This is a genomic window from Paenibacillus sp. 1001270B_150601_E10 (genome assembly GCF_015558675.1).
In the GTDB taxonomy this organism is placed as follows: Bacteria; Bacillota; Bacilli; order Paenibacillales; family Paenibacillaceae; genus Paenibacillus_B.
Map to the genome: position 1 here is coordinate 421,741 of NZ_JADMOL010000003.1, position 16,760 is coordinate 438,500.

The window sequence follows — 16,760 nt, forward strand, 5'->3', positions numbered from 1 at the left end:
GAGCGATGCTGGTACATCTATAGATTATAGGCCAGCAAAAAAGGATGCATCCTCCATGTTATCTGGCTTCATCACGCAATAAACGCTTCGACTCCTAACGGTGATCGAAGCGTTTTTACGTATGACTATGCTCTAATCCGCTTCAGCACTCCCTCGCCCTGGCTCTCCCCAGCTCCATTCCCACTAGGGCGCCACTTTCCGCCGCCGTTCCATCTGCGAGGCGTTGGGAATTTATGCTTCACATATGCGTAATGTATGGATTTGAAGGTGCGATTATCGACAACTCCAGTGACTGGAAGCCCATGTGTCTTCTGAAAATGCATGACGCCAGAGGCTGTGACGTTGTCATATTGGCCGTTAATTTCTCCGGAGTAGCTGCCCAAGGACTTGAGCATGCCTTGAATGACATATACATCCGCTCCTTGCGAACCTTTGCCAAATGCCGTTCCCTGGTGGGGCATGCCTATAAATAATAGGATGGTTACGATCGTAAACACCGTGCTTCTAACCAAACCCTTTCTCCACTTCGCGTCTCCTGTACGTGGACATTGACTCAGCACTACTCGTTTATTCATCTGCAAATGCCTCCTCCGAGTTCTCCGTGAGGTTGTTTGCCTTACTATTCCCCGATCCTTCAATTTCTACCATCCTTTTACTTCCGGCATAGGATTGAAGTACAAGCAAATAGGTAGAACGGGCAAAAGAGGCCATTCGACTTCGAGCATCTCCATAAAATATTTCATAAATTTGGTTGTGCAACGACCAAAATCATAGCATAATGAGGAAAAAATAACCTACATAGGAGGTCCTTATGAAACTTCGAGTATCTGCCGTACAGTATGACCTTCATACCATTCATTCCTTTGAACAATTTGCGAAGCAGTGCGAGCACTATGTGAAAACGGCGCAAGAATACGGCTCAGAATTTATTTTATTTCCAGAGTTTATTACCACGCAGCTCATGTCCATTGGAGACGAACATGGACAAGCATTAACGATACAGGACCTTCCTGACTTTACAGATCTGTATATCGAGCTGTTTGCGTCCTTGGCTAAGACGTCTGGCATGCATATTATCGGAGGGACCCACGTCATTCGCAAGGGTGAGCATCTCTATAATGTAGCGCATCTGTTCTTTCCGGATGGCCGCGTGGAGACGCAGGCGAAGCTTCATATAACGCCTACCGAAGTGACGGAATGGAACATGAACAAGGGTGATGGCCTTCAAGTATTCGAAACGGAGAAAGGCATCATCGCGATGCTGACCTGCTATGATATTGAGTTTCCGGAGATAGTGCGCATGGCAAAAGCCCGCGGTGCAGACGTTATCTTCTGCCCGTCCTGTACAGATGACCGTCACGGGTTCCATCGCGTTCGCTATACGAGCCATGCTAGAGCGATTGAGAATCAGATCTATATCGTACTGACAGGAACTGTAGGATCCTTGCCTACCGTTGATTTTATGAGGGCGAACTTCGGGCAGGCTGCGATTATTACGCCGAATGACATCCCATTCCCGCCTAAAGGACTGCTCGCAGAAGGCGAGATCAATCAGGATATGATTGTTACCGCAGATCTTGATCTTGCCCTTCTCGAAGAAGTGCGTGAGCGCGGCTCTGTCACGACTTGGCGCGATCGCCGCACGGATCTTTATACGGATTGGAGCTAAGGATGTTCATCGGGAGATGATCAATGAACAGCATGGTCCCATCAAGTGTGGAATAACAACTCTTTTTGCTATTTTGCAGTATGGTTCACCCTAACATTTGCTTCGGCAGGCCATATCTGTATTCATGTTCACGCTCATCACCAAAAGAGGAGGGGTTACGCTGTACCGCAAACACTTATACGTCTTCGATCAGCACCAGCCGATCCCTGCAGTCGTCCGGTCCTACACCCATTCAGATATACCTGAACTGCTTGCGATTCAGCAGGAGAGCTTTCCACCTCCTTTCCCTTCTGAGCTGTGGTGGAATAAGGAACAGCTTCACAATCACATCACATGGTTCCCTGAGGGCGCATTATGTATGGAGATCAATGGGCAGTTGGCAGGTTCCATGACAGCCTTGCTCGTCGATGATGCTGCTCGTGAAGAAGATCATCCTTGGGAACAGATTACGGATTCCGGCTATATCCGCAGCCACAATCCTAATGGCGGTACGCTTTATGTCGTCGATATAAGCGTACGGCCCGCTTATCGCAAGCTTGGCATCGGCAAGTGCTTGATGCAGGCCATGTATGATGTTGTGATTCATAATGGACTCACGCGAATGCTCGGTGGAGGACGAATGCCCGGCTATCATCTGCATGCTGACAGCATGACCGCCTCGCAATATCTCGATGCTGTTGTAAGAGGCGAGCTTAAGGACCCTGTCATCACGTTTCTGATGCGCTGCGGCCGCACGCCAGTTAGGGTCGTGGAGCATTATTTGGAGGATGAAGAATCCTGTCACTATGGAGCTCTTATGGAGTGGAACAATCCTTTTAAGAAAAACAATGACTAGGATATCGGGAAATTCGGTGACCTCCGAACCGCTATCAATGAGAGGAGCTAGCGATATGAACTATCATCGCATTACGCATATTGACGATCCATTATTTAAAAAGATGCATGAACTTATGCAGGAGGTATTTCCTCCAGAAGAAGTGCTGGAATTCAGCCTGTGGAAAGAGCCGCTTGAAGACCCAGGCATCCGTGTCTTTGTAGCTGAAGTAAACGGAGAGGTAGTTGGTGCCACTGAATACCGTTATTATGAGGACTTCAATGTCGCGATGACGGACTTCACGATTATTGGACGTCCGAACCAAGGGATCGGACGATTCTTGGCTCAGCAGCGCTTGCACGACTTGAACGCCCTGGCGGCTGCAAGCGGACAAGCTTTGTACGGCATGTTTGCGGAGATTTATGATCCGTATCAAGTGGACCATTATGAATTTGGCGGTGTAAAGCCAATGGATCCGTATGTCCGCCGTGAAGTCTTGTCTCATCTTGGTTACAAACGTCTGGATTTCCGCTACGTCCACCCATCCTGGAATAATGACGGTGTGGCAGTATCCGGCTTGGACCTGTGCTTCATGCCGAGCGATGAAGATCAGACGGAGCTTGAAGCCAGCTTGATCGTTGCCTTTTTACAGCGCTATTATTCGGTATTGTCCAACAAACCAGTCGAGTGGCTTGAGATGGTCGATCAGCTTGGACAACAAGAAAAGGTGGCATTGCTGCCAATCTAAATGTTGCCTATCCGGAATGCACGCATAGGCTCGTACACGTCAGGAAAATGAGGAGAAAGAGTGACCGCTATGCCATTTCTCCTTATATAGTGTGGAAGAACGGAACGTGCATGAGTTAGACTTGTACTCATGATTCAAGACCTTATTAACCAAAAGAGGGTGGAACCGATCCAAAGGATCAGTCTCTACCCTCTTTCTGTTTCTCGCTTCTAAGGCAAGCGATTCACTCGTTCATCCATGATCAAACTTGCTTACTTTTCAGACAAATGAGTTCGATCATCTTTAAGCTCTTCATTATGACTGATGCTTATCCGCATACACCGCCATTGCGTCTCTCATGAACACAGACAGGCCTTCCCCGAACTGATCAATATTCTTCGTAAAGCGGACATCATCCACGTACATCTGACCAAGCCCCTTGAAGGCCTCAAGCGAGTAGCTGCCAAACTCGTTAAGCAGCTTATACCATGCTTCGATTGCCGTTTGTGCTTCCTCGCTATCCGGTGCAAGGTGGCGGACAGCAGCAAGATTGTGATACGTTTCGTTCATACGATCCTGCATCTCCTTGCCGAATGCCTTGACCTTTGCATTGGATTCATCCACTGCTTGATCTCCCCAGCGCTCGCGCGCTTCTTGTTCATAGGGGTTATGGCTGAAGTCAAATCCTTGAAATTTCTCTTTATTAGACATCGTAATCTCACCTTTCGTGTGTTGAATGGTCTTCTGAACGGTCTCTATCACTTGATCGAGGCGGCTTCGCTTCTCTAGCAGCATCTTGTAGTGCATCTCCAAGGCCTCCTTGCGATCAAAGGATGGACGGCTCATAATCTCTTTTATCTTTTTTAAAGGGAAGCCCAGCTCACGGAAGAAGAGAATCTGCTGCAGCGTCTCGAGATTATCATCAGAATAGAGTCGGTACCCCGCTTCGGTTATCTCATCAGGTGATAATAGTCCGATCTCATCATAATGATGCAGTGTGCGCACACTGATGCCGACCAGATCCGCAACTTCCTTCACTTTCATCATGCTTCATGCCCCCTTCATTGATAATGATAGAGTATCACGTTACGTGAGAGTCAATGTCCATATTTATTAAATGGCCATAAAAAATCCCCTTCTGATCATCAACGTTCCGTCCATCTTGCCAGATGTCTGTTTCACGTTGTCGACCATAAGGGGATCATTTCAACCATTCTAGCGTTGATTCGTGTCTTTCACAAACTGGATAAAGTTCGCGATGACTTCATCCAAGAACTTCAATGTATTCTCATCCTGCAGACGGCCATCTTGGACCTTCTCGTGAAGACTGCCGATAAACACTTCATTTAGCGGCAGCACATGAGCGCCAATACCTCTAGCGTTCAGTATTTGTCTCAGCTGCATCTGTGCACGCACCGTACCCAGCACGCCAGGAGAGCCGCCAACGATCATGACAGGCTTGCCCACCAAGACCATTTCGACGCGGGACAGCCAGTCAAGCGCATTCTTCAACACACCAGGAATGGAGCTATTATACTCAGGAGTCGCAATGAGAACCCCATCCTCCTCTTTAATGCGCTTGCGAAGCGTGATCACAGATTCTGGCGGTGTGAGCTCATCATCAGGGTTGTACATCGGAATGTCATAAAGCGTGATAATATCCAGCTCAAACTGCTCCTGATAACGCTCCTTCAATGTCTCCACCACACGAAGATTAAATGATTCTTTTCGGATGCTTCCTACAATAGCTGCAATTTTCAACATGTTACAGGACTCCTTTTATATGGCGTTGGATACGCGATTGTCATTTTGATGACAGTGACCCTCATTATTACCCAAACGATGAAACCCATGAACCAATTGATGAGCATGTGCAAAGCGATATCCACGCATAATCGTAATACTTAGTATTACTTAGAACTACCAAGTATTTCTGGGTAATACTTTATAACATTAAGTATTACCAGGTATGATTTAGACATACGAAGCACGGCTCCGCTGTTACACCCAAGCCTCGATGTCCTCATCTGCCAGCTCTTCCTCTTCGATCTCCGGTTCCTGCACGATCTCGACTTCGGATTCAACCGATGATATCGGCAGAGAAGAATCTCCTAACGAATGCGTGCCTCCCACGCCTCGATCCTCCTGCACCCAGGATGTACTTGCATCCCTCCAGCCATTGCGCTCTGTCGGAACAACCGTCTGCAGATTGCGTACCCCAAACTGCTGGATCTCGCGTTCGATCAAATACCGCAATGAATCCATCAAATTCGATTGCGAATTAATCCAGTCCATGACGGCTGGATCTTCATTCTTCTTCGTCTTTAGGCTAATATTTTCTCCCGGCTTTTTTATTTTTTTCACCAAACTTCACCTACCACCGTCCATTTTCGCCAAGAATCCATGCTTGTCCAAGTCCTAAAGAGACGATCCTCCTGCAAGCGAATCGCTTACGCAGGCTGCATCGCTTTCGTCTTCAGTGCTTCATAGATCTTGCCGCGCACAAAGGCGTCTAGCCCCATTGCATTCAATTGAACGGCCTCGCGTGCCGGGATATAGAGTAGCTGCATTTCTCGTTCGCTGCAAATCTCCTCTAGCTGCGGATAGAGAAGCGAGCGCATCAGGATGCTGCCGCCGCCATACACGCAAATGACGTCGATCTCATTGCGCGCCTTCGTTAATTGGCGCTTCACGTGCTGAACAATTTGTTTCACTTGGCTGTCGAGCGGACGCTTGATCGTCTTGATCGCTCTCGCATGATATTTGTGCTTGGGATTCTTCAAGACATCGCTGAAAAATTGGCGTGGGCTGTTTGGAAGGTGAATCAGGCGATTAAATTCTTCAAGTGCCTCTTCTATCGCATAGCCTGCACCGTGATGGCTGCCATGGACAAACTGGCGCAAAAATTTATTGCCTTCAGTAATCGGATACTCGGTAGAACCGTCACCGATATCGACATGGAGAATACGCTTGTCTTTGAAGTAAGAGCCGTTGAACTTCTTATCCAGCTTGTATGCCTCTACAAACTGCTCGAAGATATCACCGTCTCTCCATTTGCCTTCATTGTCTTTTTGCAGCGTAAAAATGACAGGGGTTGCTTCAGGAACGACCTTTGTATAAGGAAAGGTAATACGAACGGACACACGGCGCATGCCCAGATGGACCGTTACATGATGGGGACCTTGCATGAATCGCTTCTCAAACTTGGCGGCTGTCTCATCGGTATGCTGAGTCACAGGCAGAGCTGTAGCCATATCCACCTCGACATCAATATCGTCCGGGATTTTCTTCTCGTCTGCATACGCTTTTTGAACCGCTACAGCGGCGATTTGCGCCAAGGTATTCACAATCGGCAGATCCATCTCGCACTTCAGATCAATTCCAATCTGCAAATTATCCAGAATCTCGCCGCTCTCAAGCGCGAACTTGCCAACATAATACATGCCCGGGCGGGCAGCAGGGGAATCTATGGTGACCACCAGCTGGTCTTGGAGATTTTTTACGAAGCTTTCCGGCATTTGCTCCTCGCTCCAAGGAAGCTCGTCCACCGTACAATTAACATTCGGCTGCTGAATCAACTGTCCATCAATAATCAGATCGTGCTCACTATTACCATTATCATTGCCTACATAAAAGTGGTAGTTCATCATTAAAACTCCTCCTTCGTATGTAAAAATATGACTTGGTAATACTTTGCCACACTTCGTGTTATCACACAATCTGCTGATAGTCCTAGATGCCTATGCGAATATTTTGGGATTCGCCGTCGGATTATGGGGAATCCGATAGGATTCAGGCATATTGATCGATTTGGCTTAACGTTTAGTACGGGCAGCCTTATAGAAAACACATAGCGCAGCCATGATCATCATTACGGTCGTAGCGGACCAGGTCATAACGTGTCCTTCGTCAGGGATAAGCGACGTCAATACAAAGACAACAGACAACAGGAGTATAGAAGACGTAACGATCATCAGCGTCCCGGCCAGTACTTTTTCCATGCACAAACCCTCCATCCTCATGTTCAAACCGAATATCTTGCTAATCGAGCATCTATGATTTCATCATTGCCTGCTTTAACAGGCTTCATTCTCATTTCATCCTTGCGTAATAACACCTATAACCCCAGTCTTGATAGTTTTATTGTAGCGATGATTTGTTAAGGGGTTGTTTATCGTATTTTAATATTTTGAAAAGGCGGCTCTTTCCCCTTATCATGCCTCTACCTTACAAATCCTCCATCGATTCTACAAAAGAAGATCATTTCTTCCTTCACGCTTCGGCAAACTTATCGCGCGGAATCCGCTAAACTATTCAATAAAATCAAACGAGAACCCTAACGAGGTTATGGAATCGTAATTGGAGGTTAGCAGCTGTGGATATTCAGAGAATCATCGAAGCTTTAGATCAAAACGGGGCAACCCCGAAGCCATTGGATCGCATCGCACTCTTCCCATGTGATGTCGAAGCTCTTCATGTGTACTGGGAAATAACCGAGGAACGCTTAATGGAAGCCAAGAAAGCACTGAATCTTGATGCGAAAGCGCTTCATCGTGCTGTTCGCGTGTATGATATTACATGGGGCTCCCTTACGGGTGTGGATGCAACAAGCTATTGGGAGATTATCGTGTCTGAGGAGGCAACCAACTGGTTTATTGCCGATATTGAAGCGAATCGAACCTACATCGTGGATTATGGGATCATGACTTCGGACAAGCGATTTCTAACCCTGCTTCGCTCGAACTCCGTATTTATCCCCCCTGTAGAAGCTAATCCTTGGCAGGAACAGCATCCGATGCATCTCGGCTTGTTTCATGAGGAGCTGCCGCATCAGGCGCTTTCTCCCTCCTGCATTCGGCTTGCCTGACACACCTGTCACATCCTTTTGTATGATTGAGGGCGGCTCAGCAAAACATTGTTCTTTCATTCAACTGGTTTGAAAAAGATAAAGGCTCCCTGCTTCAATCGCAGAGAGCCTTTTGCATATGCCGTTATTTTGCTAATTCCATAAATCCTTCGCCAAACACATCTCGCACATCATGAATCGTAATAAAGGCTTGTGGATCTATCGACTTCACAATCTTTTTCAATTGGCTGACCTCTTGCTTGCTGATGACAATGTACAGAATCTCCTGCGGAAGCTTGGTATAGAAGCCGTGTCCATGAAGCACCGTTACACCGCGTTCCATCACCTGATTGACCTGCTCTGCAATCTGATTCTGTTCCTTTGAGACGATCATAATCGCCTTCTTCGGATTCAGTCCCTCAATAATATAGTCCATGACCTTTGTCGCAATAAACAGCATCACAACGGTAAACATTAGACTCTCTGCTCCAATGACAAAGTAAGAGCAGAATACGACAATAAGATCGACAAGAAGCAGCGCGTAGCTTATATTCCATTCCAAAAACTTATGAAGAATCCGCGCAATGATTGTTGAACCTGCGGTAGTACCCCCGACACGGATGATCAAGCCGAGCCCTGCCCCTGACAATATTCCGCCAAAGATTGCATTGATAATCGGTTCATCTGAGGCGATCGTCCAGCCCGCTGTCAAATGAAGGGCCAGGGAATGCAGCAGCACCGCGATAATCGTATAGATCGTAGTCTGCTTATCCAGGAATTTGTAGCCGATGACAAGCAGAATCGCGTTCAAGATCAGATTGACGATACTCGGTGACCACTGAAACAAGTAATACAAAATAATCGTGACCCCTGTTACGCCACCCTCGCCGAATTCATTTGGAATGACAAACAAATTGATCGCCAGTGCGAACAGTACCGCACCAACTAAGATCATAAAGATGTCTGAGAATGTCTTCTTCATGATGATGTCCCCTTCACTTTCTATGTGTAGAATGATTAAACATTACGACCCAATAATTCTTCTCTCACCACATTGTGCCCCATCTCGCCACAAAGAAAAGCGCACCCGCAAGGGGATACGCTATACGTCTTTGCTCAGATGAATCGACCTCCCCGGATAAGGGCAAGGCCGACATCTTCTTTTCAATTAAGGGAGCTAGGACTTCATCTGCTTGCTGCGAAGCTGTCCGCAGGCAGCGTCTATATCCGTGCCATGCTCCATCCGTCGTGTGCAGTTAATGCCATGCTGCTTCAAAATATCATAAAAGGCAAGCACGGACTCATGTGAACTCCGTTGATACTGACTATGCTCATCCACAGGGTTATATGGGATCAGATTCACACTAAGGCGCTGACGGCGGTCCTTCAGCAGCTCTGCCAGTTCCTTGGCGTGCACCTGCTTATCATTAACATCGCGTAGCAGAATGTACTCCAGCATGACGCGCCGCTTCGTCTTCTCCCAATAATAATCGAGTGCCTCCATTAAGGTCTCGATGGGATACGCTCGGTTGATCTTCATAATCTGCGTGCGAAGCTCATTATTCGGTGCATGAAGCGATAGCGCCAGGCTCACCGGAAGGTTCAGATCGGAAAAGGCTCTGAGCTTATCCGGTAGACCACTGGTCGATACCGTGATGCGACGGGGCGCAATAGCCATACCCTTATGATCGGTCATAATCGCAAGCACGTTAACCAAATTCTCAAAGTTGTCAAACGGCTCACCGATCCCCATGACCACAACGTTGGTCACGAGTTCTCCTTTGCCCACTTGGTCAAAGTGATGCTGCACCTTCATAATTTGTTCCATGATCTCGCCGCTGCTAAGATCACGGCTTTTTTTCAACAGTCCGCTTGCACAGAAGCTGCAGCCAATATTGCAGCCGACCTGCGTGGTCACGCATACCGACAAGCCAAACTTCTGACGCATCAGCACCGTCTCAATCAAGTTGCCATCCGTAAGGCGGAACAGAAACTTAATCGTTCCGTCCAACGACTCCTGCTTCAAATGCTCCTCCAGCGTAAGAATCGAGAAATGCTCCTCCAATAAAGACAAGCAGGATGGATGGACATCCGCCATCTCTTCAAACGTTACGACCCGCTTGCGATATAAATAATCCCAGACTTGAGCGGCTCGCGACTTCTTATGTCCTCGCTCTTCAAGCCAGGTGATCAGCTGATCTATCGTCAACCCATATATCGATGGTTTATTCATGTGTGTTCCTCATTTCAATGCATGTCCTTAAGCCTCGAAGATGCAGGAGCACCTCCGAAACAATCTGTACCTTATTGTCCCAAATCTTATACGGGAAAACAAGCAGGACGGTCAATATTTTACATGTAGACGATTTCTAATCAGTCCCCAGTCCGTTCGCTATTACCCATTGTATAGGATAAAACGCTCTCTTATGCTCGCCAGAAGTGAACATGATCCTAAGATTCTAGCCTTAGATTAAGGTGCCGGCATTGCAATTGGACGAGGGAAAAAGAGAGCTGTAAAGTATACATATTTACATATGGATGCTGCATTATATAGTAATAGCAATAACCATATTCATCCAGAAATTATACTCTATCCTAAAGCAAAGGGGGTATAGATAAAGAATAGATTAGACGGGTCCTTGCTGTTGAACGCTTATCTTTATATGAATGAGAGGGATTGCCTATGGATAAGAAACCGTCGTCCGCTAAGAGCACACCGATGAAACGCTCCTCCGAAGAATATTCCCAAATAGCAAGGTCATCGAACTTCCAAGCCTTGCTCCGCGCTAAGAAACGATTCATCATCCCGTTCACCATCTGCTTCTTTTGCTTCTACTTCGCCCTGCCGATCCTGACTTCCTACACCACTATTTTAAATCAATCGTTCTATGGCAGTATTACGTGGGCTTGGGTCTTCGCTTTTCTTCAATTTGTCATGACATGGTCATTCTGTATGATCTACTACAAGAAGGCACAACAATTCGACCAGTTGTCGGATCACATTCTTAAAGAGAAAGCGAGAGATGCGCTATGAATGTCGCTGCCTTTTCCATGTTCCTAGTCATTGTTGCGTTTACGCTGGTCATTACATATTGGGCCTCGAAAAAGACCACCTCAGCAAGTGAATTCTATACGGCAGGCGGTGGATTAACGGGCTGGCAAAATGGCCTTGCGATCGCTGGGGATTATATGTCAGCCGCCTCCTTCCTAGGCATCGCGGGAATGATCGCGCTCGCAGGCTTCGACGGCTTCTTCTACAGCATCGGCTTCCTTGTCGCCTATCTTGTCGTTCTTTTCCTAGTGGCGGAACCACTTAGGAACCTCGGCAAATACACTTTTGCCGACATGATTGCCGTTCGCTTTAACGCGAAGAAGATCCGCGGCTTTGCCGCCTTCAACACCATTGCCATCTCCATCTTCTATATGATCGCCCAGCTGGTAGGCGCTGGCGCGCTGATCAAGCTCCTCTTGGGCATTGATTTCACGACTTCCGTTATTACGGTCGGTATTCTGATGACCATTTACGTTATTTTTGGCGGGATGCACGCCACAAGCTGGGTGCAAATCGTGAAGGCGGTTCTGCTTATGGGCGGAACGCTGATCATATCCCTTATTGTATTCTCCAAGTTCGGCTTCAGCATTACAGCCATGTTTGATCAGATGAAGACTGCGACCCCGCTGCAGGATGCCTTCTTGAACCCTGGAGTCAAGTATAAAGAGGGGCTTGATACCCTCTCCTTAACAATGGGCCTTGTGCTTGGAACAGCGGGGCTTCCGCATATTCTCGTCAGATTCTTTACTGTTCGCAACGCCAAGACAGCGCGCAGCTCCGTCGTGTATGCAACCTGGGTGATCGGCATTTTCTATGTCATGACGATCTTCTTGGGCTTTGGCGCCGCAGCCTTCGTCGGCAACGCCGATATTATTGCCGCCGACAAAGCGGGCAATATGGCAGCTCCGCTCCTTGCACAAGCCCTTGGAGGCAATATGCTGTTTGCCTTCATCTCTGCTGTAGCCTTCGCTACAATTCTAGCGGTTGTTGCAGGGCTTGTCCTTACCGCTGCCACAGCCTTCTCACACGACTTCTACAATCAGATCTTACGAAAAGGGGAAGCCACCGAGAAGCAGCAGGTCAACATGGCGCGCTATGCTTCCATCGGAATCTCCATATTGTCCATTCTGCTTGCGCTTGTAGCGAAAAACTTAAATGTCGCTTTTCTCGTATCCTTGGCCTTTGCCGTCGCAGCAAGTGCCAATCTTCCCGTTATCCTGTACACCATCTACTGGAAACGATTCAATACCAGCGGCGCGATCTGGGCCATGGTTGTAGGCTTGGTTGCCTCAGTTGGGCTGGTGCTTGTCAGCCCTAACGTCTTCAGCCCGATTGAGGGCAAGGCAATCTTAGTAGGCGAGCCGTTGTATCCTTTCTCAACTCCAGGCCTGATCTCCATTCCGTTAGGATTTCTGGCTGGCTACATCGGAACACTTATATCCAAAAAATCGTACAAAGAAGACAATCAGGTGCACTACGACGAGATTCTTGTCCGCTCCAATACCGGCCTAGACACGACCACCTAAGCCGCTCACCCCTTTACCGCGAAGCCCCATGCCGTAGTGCCTGCGTTCTTTATGCGCAGGCACTTTTCCATATTTGATTAATTTTCTCAAAATAATTGTTGATAATGATTATCAATATCTATATAATGAGAACCGTTATCAATAGATTTTTGGAAATATGGGGGAATCTTTATGCGTCATGGAGCTTGGAAGTTCGCATTTATTGTGCTTATTGCATTATCTTTAGTTGCTTGCGGCAGCGGCAATCAAACGAGCAGCCCTGCCGATTCTTCATCTGGTCAGCAAGAAACGGCTACGCAACCTGCCGAGAGCAGTTCAACGAATCCGAACAACAGCAAGGAATCTGAGCAGAAGCCACCCGCCGTTCAGGTGGATGAGACGAAACTGCAAGAGCTTGCTGCTCAATTCGGCGAGACCACACCAGCAAAGTCCATTACGCTGTCCGTGTCCATCACTGAGCTGTTCGACGCACTTGGACTTGAACTCGTTGGGGTTCCAACAACAAAGAGCGAGCTGCCTGCGGCTTACGCTCAAGTACAGCGTGTCGGCTCTTCTCATCAGCCTGATCTCGAGCAGATCGCAAAGCTCACGCCTAATATGGTCCTTGCGCCAGCTTCCATCAAGGACAGCATCGATAAGATGCTGAAGCCTGCAAATCTTCCTGCAGCGTACCTTCCGGCGGATTCGCTGGATGAATTAAAGCTTTCCACGGCCGTGCTCGGACGTGTATACGGGAAAGAGGACAAGGCCGCTGAGGTGCTGGAAAGCTTTGCGAAGCAAGAGAATGAGATTATGGAAACAACAAAAGGCAAGGAATCGCCTAAAGTGATGATCCTCTTTGGTTCTGCGGAGTCCTTGATGGTGATGAACGAAAATACGTTTGCGGGCAGCATTGCTCACAACCTTGGTGCTGCCAATGTACTGTCTGATGTATTGAAGCAAAGCGAAACGTATGTGCCTCTCAATATGGAAAGCATCGTTACGGCTAACCCCGATGTCATCCTTTTAGTTGCCCATGGCGATCCAGCCGCAGTGGCACAAAAGTTCGAGGAGGATGTGAAGAAGAATGGAGCTTGGGAAAAGCTCTCCGCCTTCAAAAATGGGAAATTAAAAACATTGGATTATAACTTGTTCGGCATCGCTTCACTTGTAAAAGCACCAGATGCCTATAAAGAGATGGCTAACATCCTGTACAACTAATTCGGAGGCAAATGACATGGCCAAGAAGCCACAGACAAGAAAAGCATTCCTGCTTGGGACGATGGCCGCTCTCCTCATCCTATGTGCCATCTTGGCTATTGGAATCGGCAGTGTTCGCTTCTCGCCTCTAGAGACGTGGACGACACTCACTGGAGCAGGAGCGGATTCCGCCAACACGATTATATGGGATATCCGAGTTCCGAGAGTGCTGCTTGCCTTTATTATCGGCGCCAATCTTGCCGCCTCCGGCGCACTGCTTCAAGCGGTTATGATGAACCCGCTCGCAGACCCCGGCCTAACCGGTGTATCAAGCGGGGCAGCTGTAACCGTGCTATTCATACTGCTTGTCATGCCCCAATACACGGCATTGGTTCCGCTTGCCGCTATCGTAGGCGGGACTTTTGCAGCCGTCATGGTATACGCCTGGGCGTGGACCAAGCAGACCGGCATTACCCCGATCCGTATTATCCTGTCCGGGGTAGCGGTGAATGCCGTGTTCGGCGGCGTTATCGGCCTGCTGTCGATCCTATACAGCGACAAGCTGCCTGCCGCTCTGCAATGGATGAACGGCAGCCTTTCCGGCAAGGGCATGGCCGACGTCTATGCCATATTGCCTTATTCCATCGCTGGATGGATCATGGCGCTGTTCTGCATCCGCCAAGCGAATATCCTCCGCTTAGGCGAGCAGACGGCGCACAACCTTGGCCAGAACCTGAATCGCGTGCGGTTCACCCTCTCCTTTGTCGCCGTATTCCTCGCGGCGGTATCCGTCGCCAAGGTTGGGCTCGTGGACTTCGTCGGCCTAATCGTGCCGCATATTGCGCGCATGCTGATCGGCTCTGACTATAAATACAGCTTGCCGCTCAGCCTGATGCTGGGCCCAGTCATTCTGATCGCAGCCGATACGATCGGGCGCTCGTTGTTCAGCCCGCTTGAGATCCCGGCGGGCATCGTGATGGCCATGGCGGGAGGGCCGTACTTCTTATATCTCATGCGCAAAGGAGGAGCATGACATGCTTAAAGTGCACTCCCTTCGTATTCAATTCGCAGAACGGACGGTCGTGCATGACTTCTCCCTGGAAGTTCAAGAAGGGGAAGTCGTCTCGATCATCGGACCGAATGGCTCTGGCAAGTCCACGATTCTAAAAGGAGTATCGGGGCTCCTGCCTTGCGCAGGCGGTGAGATCTGCATCGCAGAACGGCACCTCACCTCCTTGAAAGCGAAGCAGGTATCCCAGATGATGTGCTTGCTGTGCCAAGCCAACATCAGCCCAGCCGATATGACTGTGCAGGAGCTGGTTGGCTATGGCCGCTCCCCCCATAAGAAATGGTTTGAGCGGCTCGATCGCCAAGACTACGACATTATACAGTGGGCTCTGGAGAAAACCGGGATGCAGGATTATAAAGACCGGCTCATGATCTCCCTCTCTGGCGGGGAAGCACAGCGGGCATGGCTAGCAATGGCACTTGCCCAGCGACCGAAGCTGCTCTTGCTTGACGAGCCTACAACCTATCTCGATATCGGGCACCAGCTTGAGGTGCTTGAGCTCGTTCGAAGCCTGAATCAAGAGCTTGGACTCACCGTTGTCATGGTGCTTCACGATTTAAACCATGCCAGCACCTACAGCGATAAGGTATGCGTCATTCAGAATGGCCGCATGCAAAGCTACGGCAAGCCGCGAGAAGTATTAACACAGGAACTGATCAGGCGCGTATATGGCGTTGAGACGGAAATCGATTCTCGAAATGATTACGATCATCCACGAATACATGTCCTGCACAAAATGAGATAGAAATGAGGAACGATGATGAAGGTTATGGATCTGGAAACGATGAAATTTCAATATTTGGACTTTGCAAGCAAATTGAAGACGGTAATGCTCAGCACCTTGGATGAGGAAGGCCAGCCCTTTATCTCCTATGCGCCATTCGTGAATCAAGACGGCAAATTTTATATCTATATTAGTAAAATCGCAAATCACTACCATCATTTGGAGGCGAATCCTGCAGTCGATGTCATGCTTATTGAGGACGAGGCAAGCACAGCCAATCTGTTTGCTCGCCAGCGCGCCCGCTTCGTGTGCACGGCTCGCAACCTTGGCAATGAAGGGCATGACGAATTGTTCGCCCAATTCGACCTTCGTTTCAACAAAAACATGATGAATATGCTGAGAACGCTTGATTTCTCCCTGTTCGAGCTAACCCCTTCCACCGGCAGATATGTAGCCGGCTTCGGTCAAGCCTTTGATATTGACCTTACAGCGGATACATTCCTGCATGTTGCACGCGACGGACATGGCCAGTCCACGGACAAGGAAGACGAACAATAATACACGCACCATTAGGAGGTATACGGATGAGTACCTATGAAGCCATTGTTCCGGTCTGGAACGCCCTGCAGCAACGATTCTACAAGATGGCGAAAGAACTCCGCGAGGAAGAGCTCAGCTTAAGTATCGGTCCTGCTTCTATTGGCTACATGCTGCGGCATAATGCAGAGGTCGAATACATGTTTGCCGAATGGTTTTTTAATCAGCCGATGCCTCAAGATCTTCAAATCCTCACAAGCCGCGGCGCTCAAGCAAGCGACGCCGAATTCTCTAATCTTGACGTGCTCATAAGCCTGCTTGACGCATCCAATCAATATTTATTAGAAGGGATGCAGAAGCTTGATGAGGAGGCCTGGCATAAGCCCAAGGATACACCAATGGGCCCCTCCAGTCCGATCGAGGCGGTAGGCAGACTGATGTACCATACGGGCATTCATTCCGGGCAGATCTCGTTGATTCGAAAGTACGCGAAGGCTTCTGAGCCTGCCGTTTAGAATCCCCTTATCATACGATAAACACCAAACGATTCCGTGATCAGCCATTTTTGGATCTGGAATCGTTTTTCTTTTATTCATTTGCACAAATAAGTTATAATA

At 48.4% G+C, this 16,760-nt stretch carries 19 protein-coding genes; 11 read left to right on the forward strand and 8 right to left on the reverse strand.

Translation table 11 applies throughout. From position 1 onward, the window contains the following. Positions 1-125 precede the first annotated feature (125 nt). The gene (locus tag I2H74_RS10485; protein ID WP_229106547.1) at positions 126-575 is read right to left on the reverse strand and encodes a peptidoglycan-binding domain-containing protein; all 450 of its coding nucleotides are present in this window, start codon (positions 573-575) and stop codon (positions 126-128) included. A 236-nt stretch (positions 576-811) separates the two neighbouring features. Between I2H74_RS10485 and I2H74_RS10490 the strand changes: the two genes are divergently transcribed. The 3 genes from I2H74_RS10490 (at position 812) to I2H74_RS10500 (ending at position 3,231) form a co-directional block, all read left to right on the forward strand. After that, positions 812-1,669 carry a carbon-nitrogen hydrolase family protein gene (locus tag I2H74_RS10490; protein ID WP_195573893.1) on the forward strand — a complete coding sequence of 286 codons (858 nt, stop codon included), beginning with the start codon at positions 812-814 and terminating at the stop codon, positions 1,667-1,669. 160 nt (positions 1,670-1,829) lie between these two features. Further along, positions 1,830-2,504: a GNAT family N-acetyltransferase gene (locus I2H74_RS10495; protein WP_195574076.1), complete on the forward strand. Its 675-nt coding sequence runs from the start codon at positions 1,830-1,832 to the stop codon at positions 2,502-2,504. 55 nt (positions 2,505-2,559) lie between these two features. Continuing rightward, entirely contained in the window at positions 2,560-3,231 is a 672-nt protein-coding gene (locus tag I2H74_RS10500) for a GNAT family N-acetyltransferase (RefSeq protein ID WP_195573894.1), read from the forward strand. A gap of 294 nt (positions 3,232-3,525) precedes the next feature. Here the strand turns inward: I2H74_RS10500 and I2H74_RS10505 are convergent, their stop codons facing one another. From I2H74_RS10505 to I2H74_RS10525, 5 genes are all read right to left on the reverse strand, one after another. Further along, the gene (locus I2H74_RS10505; protein ID WP_195574077.1) at positions 3,526-4,254 is read right to left on the reverse strand and encodes a MerR family transcriptional regulator; all 729 of its coding nucleotides are present in this window, start codon (positions 4,252-4,254) and stop codon (positions 3,526-3,528) included. A 171-nt stretch (positions 4,255-4,425) separates the two neighbouring features. After that, a complete protein-coding gene (locus tag I2H74_RS10510; RefSeq protein WP_324254045.1) occupies positions 4,426-4,974 on the reverse strand; it encodes an NADPH-dependent FMN reductase in 549 nt (182 codons plus the stop codon). Positions 4,975-5,211: 237 nt separating this feature from the next. Continuing rightward, entirely contained in the window at positions 5,212-5,574 is a 363-nt protein-coding gene (locus I2H74_RS10515; protein WP_195573895.1) for a hypothetical protein, read from the reverse strand. Positions 5,575-5,660: 86 nt separating this feature from the next. Next, the gene (locus tag I2H74_RS10520; protein WP_229106548.1) at positions 5,661-6,860 is read right to left on the reverse strand and encodes a ParM/StbA family protein; all 1,200 of its coding nucleotides are present in this window, start codon (positions 6,858-6,860) and stop codon (positions 5,661-5,663) included. Positions 6,861-7,025: 165 nt separating this feature from the next. Beyond that, positions 7,026-7,211, reverse strand: a complete 186-nt coding sequence (locus I2H74_RS10525; protein ID WP_195573896.1) for a hypothetical protein — start codon at positions 7,209-7,211, stop codon at positions 7,026-7,028. Positions 7,212-7,585: 374 nt separating this feature from the next. Here I2H74_RS10525 and I2H74_RS10530 point away from each other — a divergent pair, with 374 nt between their 5' ends. After that, positions 7,586-8,077: a DUF4912 domain-containing protein gene (locus I2H74_RS10530; protein ID WP_195573897.1), complete on the forward strand. Its 492-nt coding sequence runs from the start codon at positions 7,586-7,588 to the stop codon at positions 8,075-8,077. A 124-nt stretch (positions 8,078-8,201) separates the two neighbouring features. Here I2H74_RS10530 and I2H74_RS10535 read toward each other — a convergent pair whose 3' ends face one another. Together I2H74_RS10535 and rlmN are read right to left on the reverse strand one after the other, a co-directional pair. After that, positions 8,202-9,038 (reverse strand): YitT family protein, encoded by an 837-nt coding sequence (locus I2H74_RS10535; protein ID WP_195573898.1) that lies wholly within the window; start codon positions 9,036-9,038, stop codon positions 8,202-8,204. 195 nt (positions 9,039-9,233) lie between these two features. Beyond that, positions 9,234-10,289: a 23S rRNA (adenine(2503)-C(2))-methyltransferase RlmN gene (rlmN, locus tag I2H74_RS10540; protein WP_195573899.1), complete on the reverse strand. Its 1,056-nt coding sequence runs from the start codon at positions 10,287-10,289 to the stop codon at positions 9,234-9,236. 450 nt (positions 10,290-10,739) lie between these two features. Here rlmN and I2H74_RS10545 point away from each other — a divergent pair, with 450 nt between their 5' ends. The 7 genes from I2H74_RS10545 to I2H74_RS10575 all read left to right on the forward strand — a co-directional run bounded on the left by I2H74_RS10545 (position 10,740) and on the right by I2H74_RS10575 (position 16,658). After that, positions 10,740-11,090 carry a DUF485 domain-containing protein gene (locus I2H74_RS10545; RefSeq protein WP_195573900.1) on the forward strand — a complete coding sequence of 117 codons (351 nt, stop codon included), beginning with the start codon at positions 10,740-10,742 and terminating at the stop codon, positions 11,088-11,090. Continuing rightward, entirely contained in the window at positions 11,087-12,634 is a 1,548-nt protein-coding gene (locus I2H74_RS10550) for a cation acetate symporter (RefSeq protein WP_195573901.1), read from the forward strand. Before I2H74_RS10545 ends, I2H74_RS10550 begins: the two co-directional genes overlap by 4 nt. Before the next feature lie 171 nt (positions 12,635-12,805). Continuing rightward, positions 12,806-13,834: a helical backbone metal receptor gene (locus I2H74_RS10555; protein WP_195573902.1), complete on the forward strand. Its 1,029-nt coding sequence runs from the start codon at positions 12,806-12,808 to the stop codon at positions 13,832-13,834. A gap of 16 nt (positions 13,835-13,850) precedes the next feature. Then, positions 13,851-14,846 carry a FecCD family ABC transporter permease gene (locus I2H74_RS10560; protein WP_195573903.1) on the forward strand — a complete coding sequence of 332 codons (996 nt, stop codon included), beginning with the start codon at positions 13,851-13,853 and terminating at the stop codon, positions 14,844-14,846. 1 nt (position 14,847) lies between these two features. Beyond that, positions 14,848-15,627, forward strand: coding sequence for an ABC transporter ATP-binding protein (locus tag I2H74_RS10565; protein WP_195573904.1), 780 nt, complete (start codon positions 14,848-14,850; stop codon positions 15,625-15,627). 15 nt (positions 15,628-15,642) lie between these two features. After that, positions 15,643-16,164, forward strand: coding sequence for a HugZ family protein (locus I2H74_RS10570; RefSeq protein WP_195574080.1), 522 nt, complete (start codon positions 15,643-15,645; stop codon positions 16,162-16,164). A gap of 26 nt (positions 16,165-16,190) precedes the next feature. Continuing rightward, the gene (locus I2H74_RS10575; RefSeq protein ID WP_229106549.1) at positions 16,191-16,658 is read left to right on the forward strand and encodes a DinB family protein; all 468 of its coding nucleotides are present in this window, start codon (positions 16,191-16,193) and stop codon (positions 16,656-16,658) included. Positions 16,659-16,760: the final 102 nt, after the last annotated feature.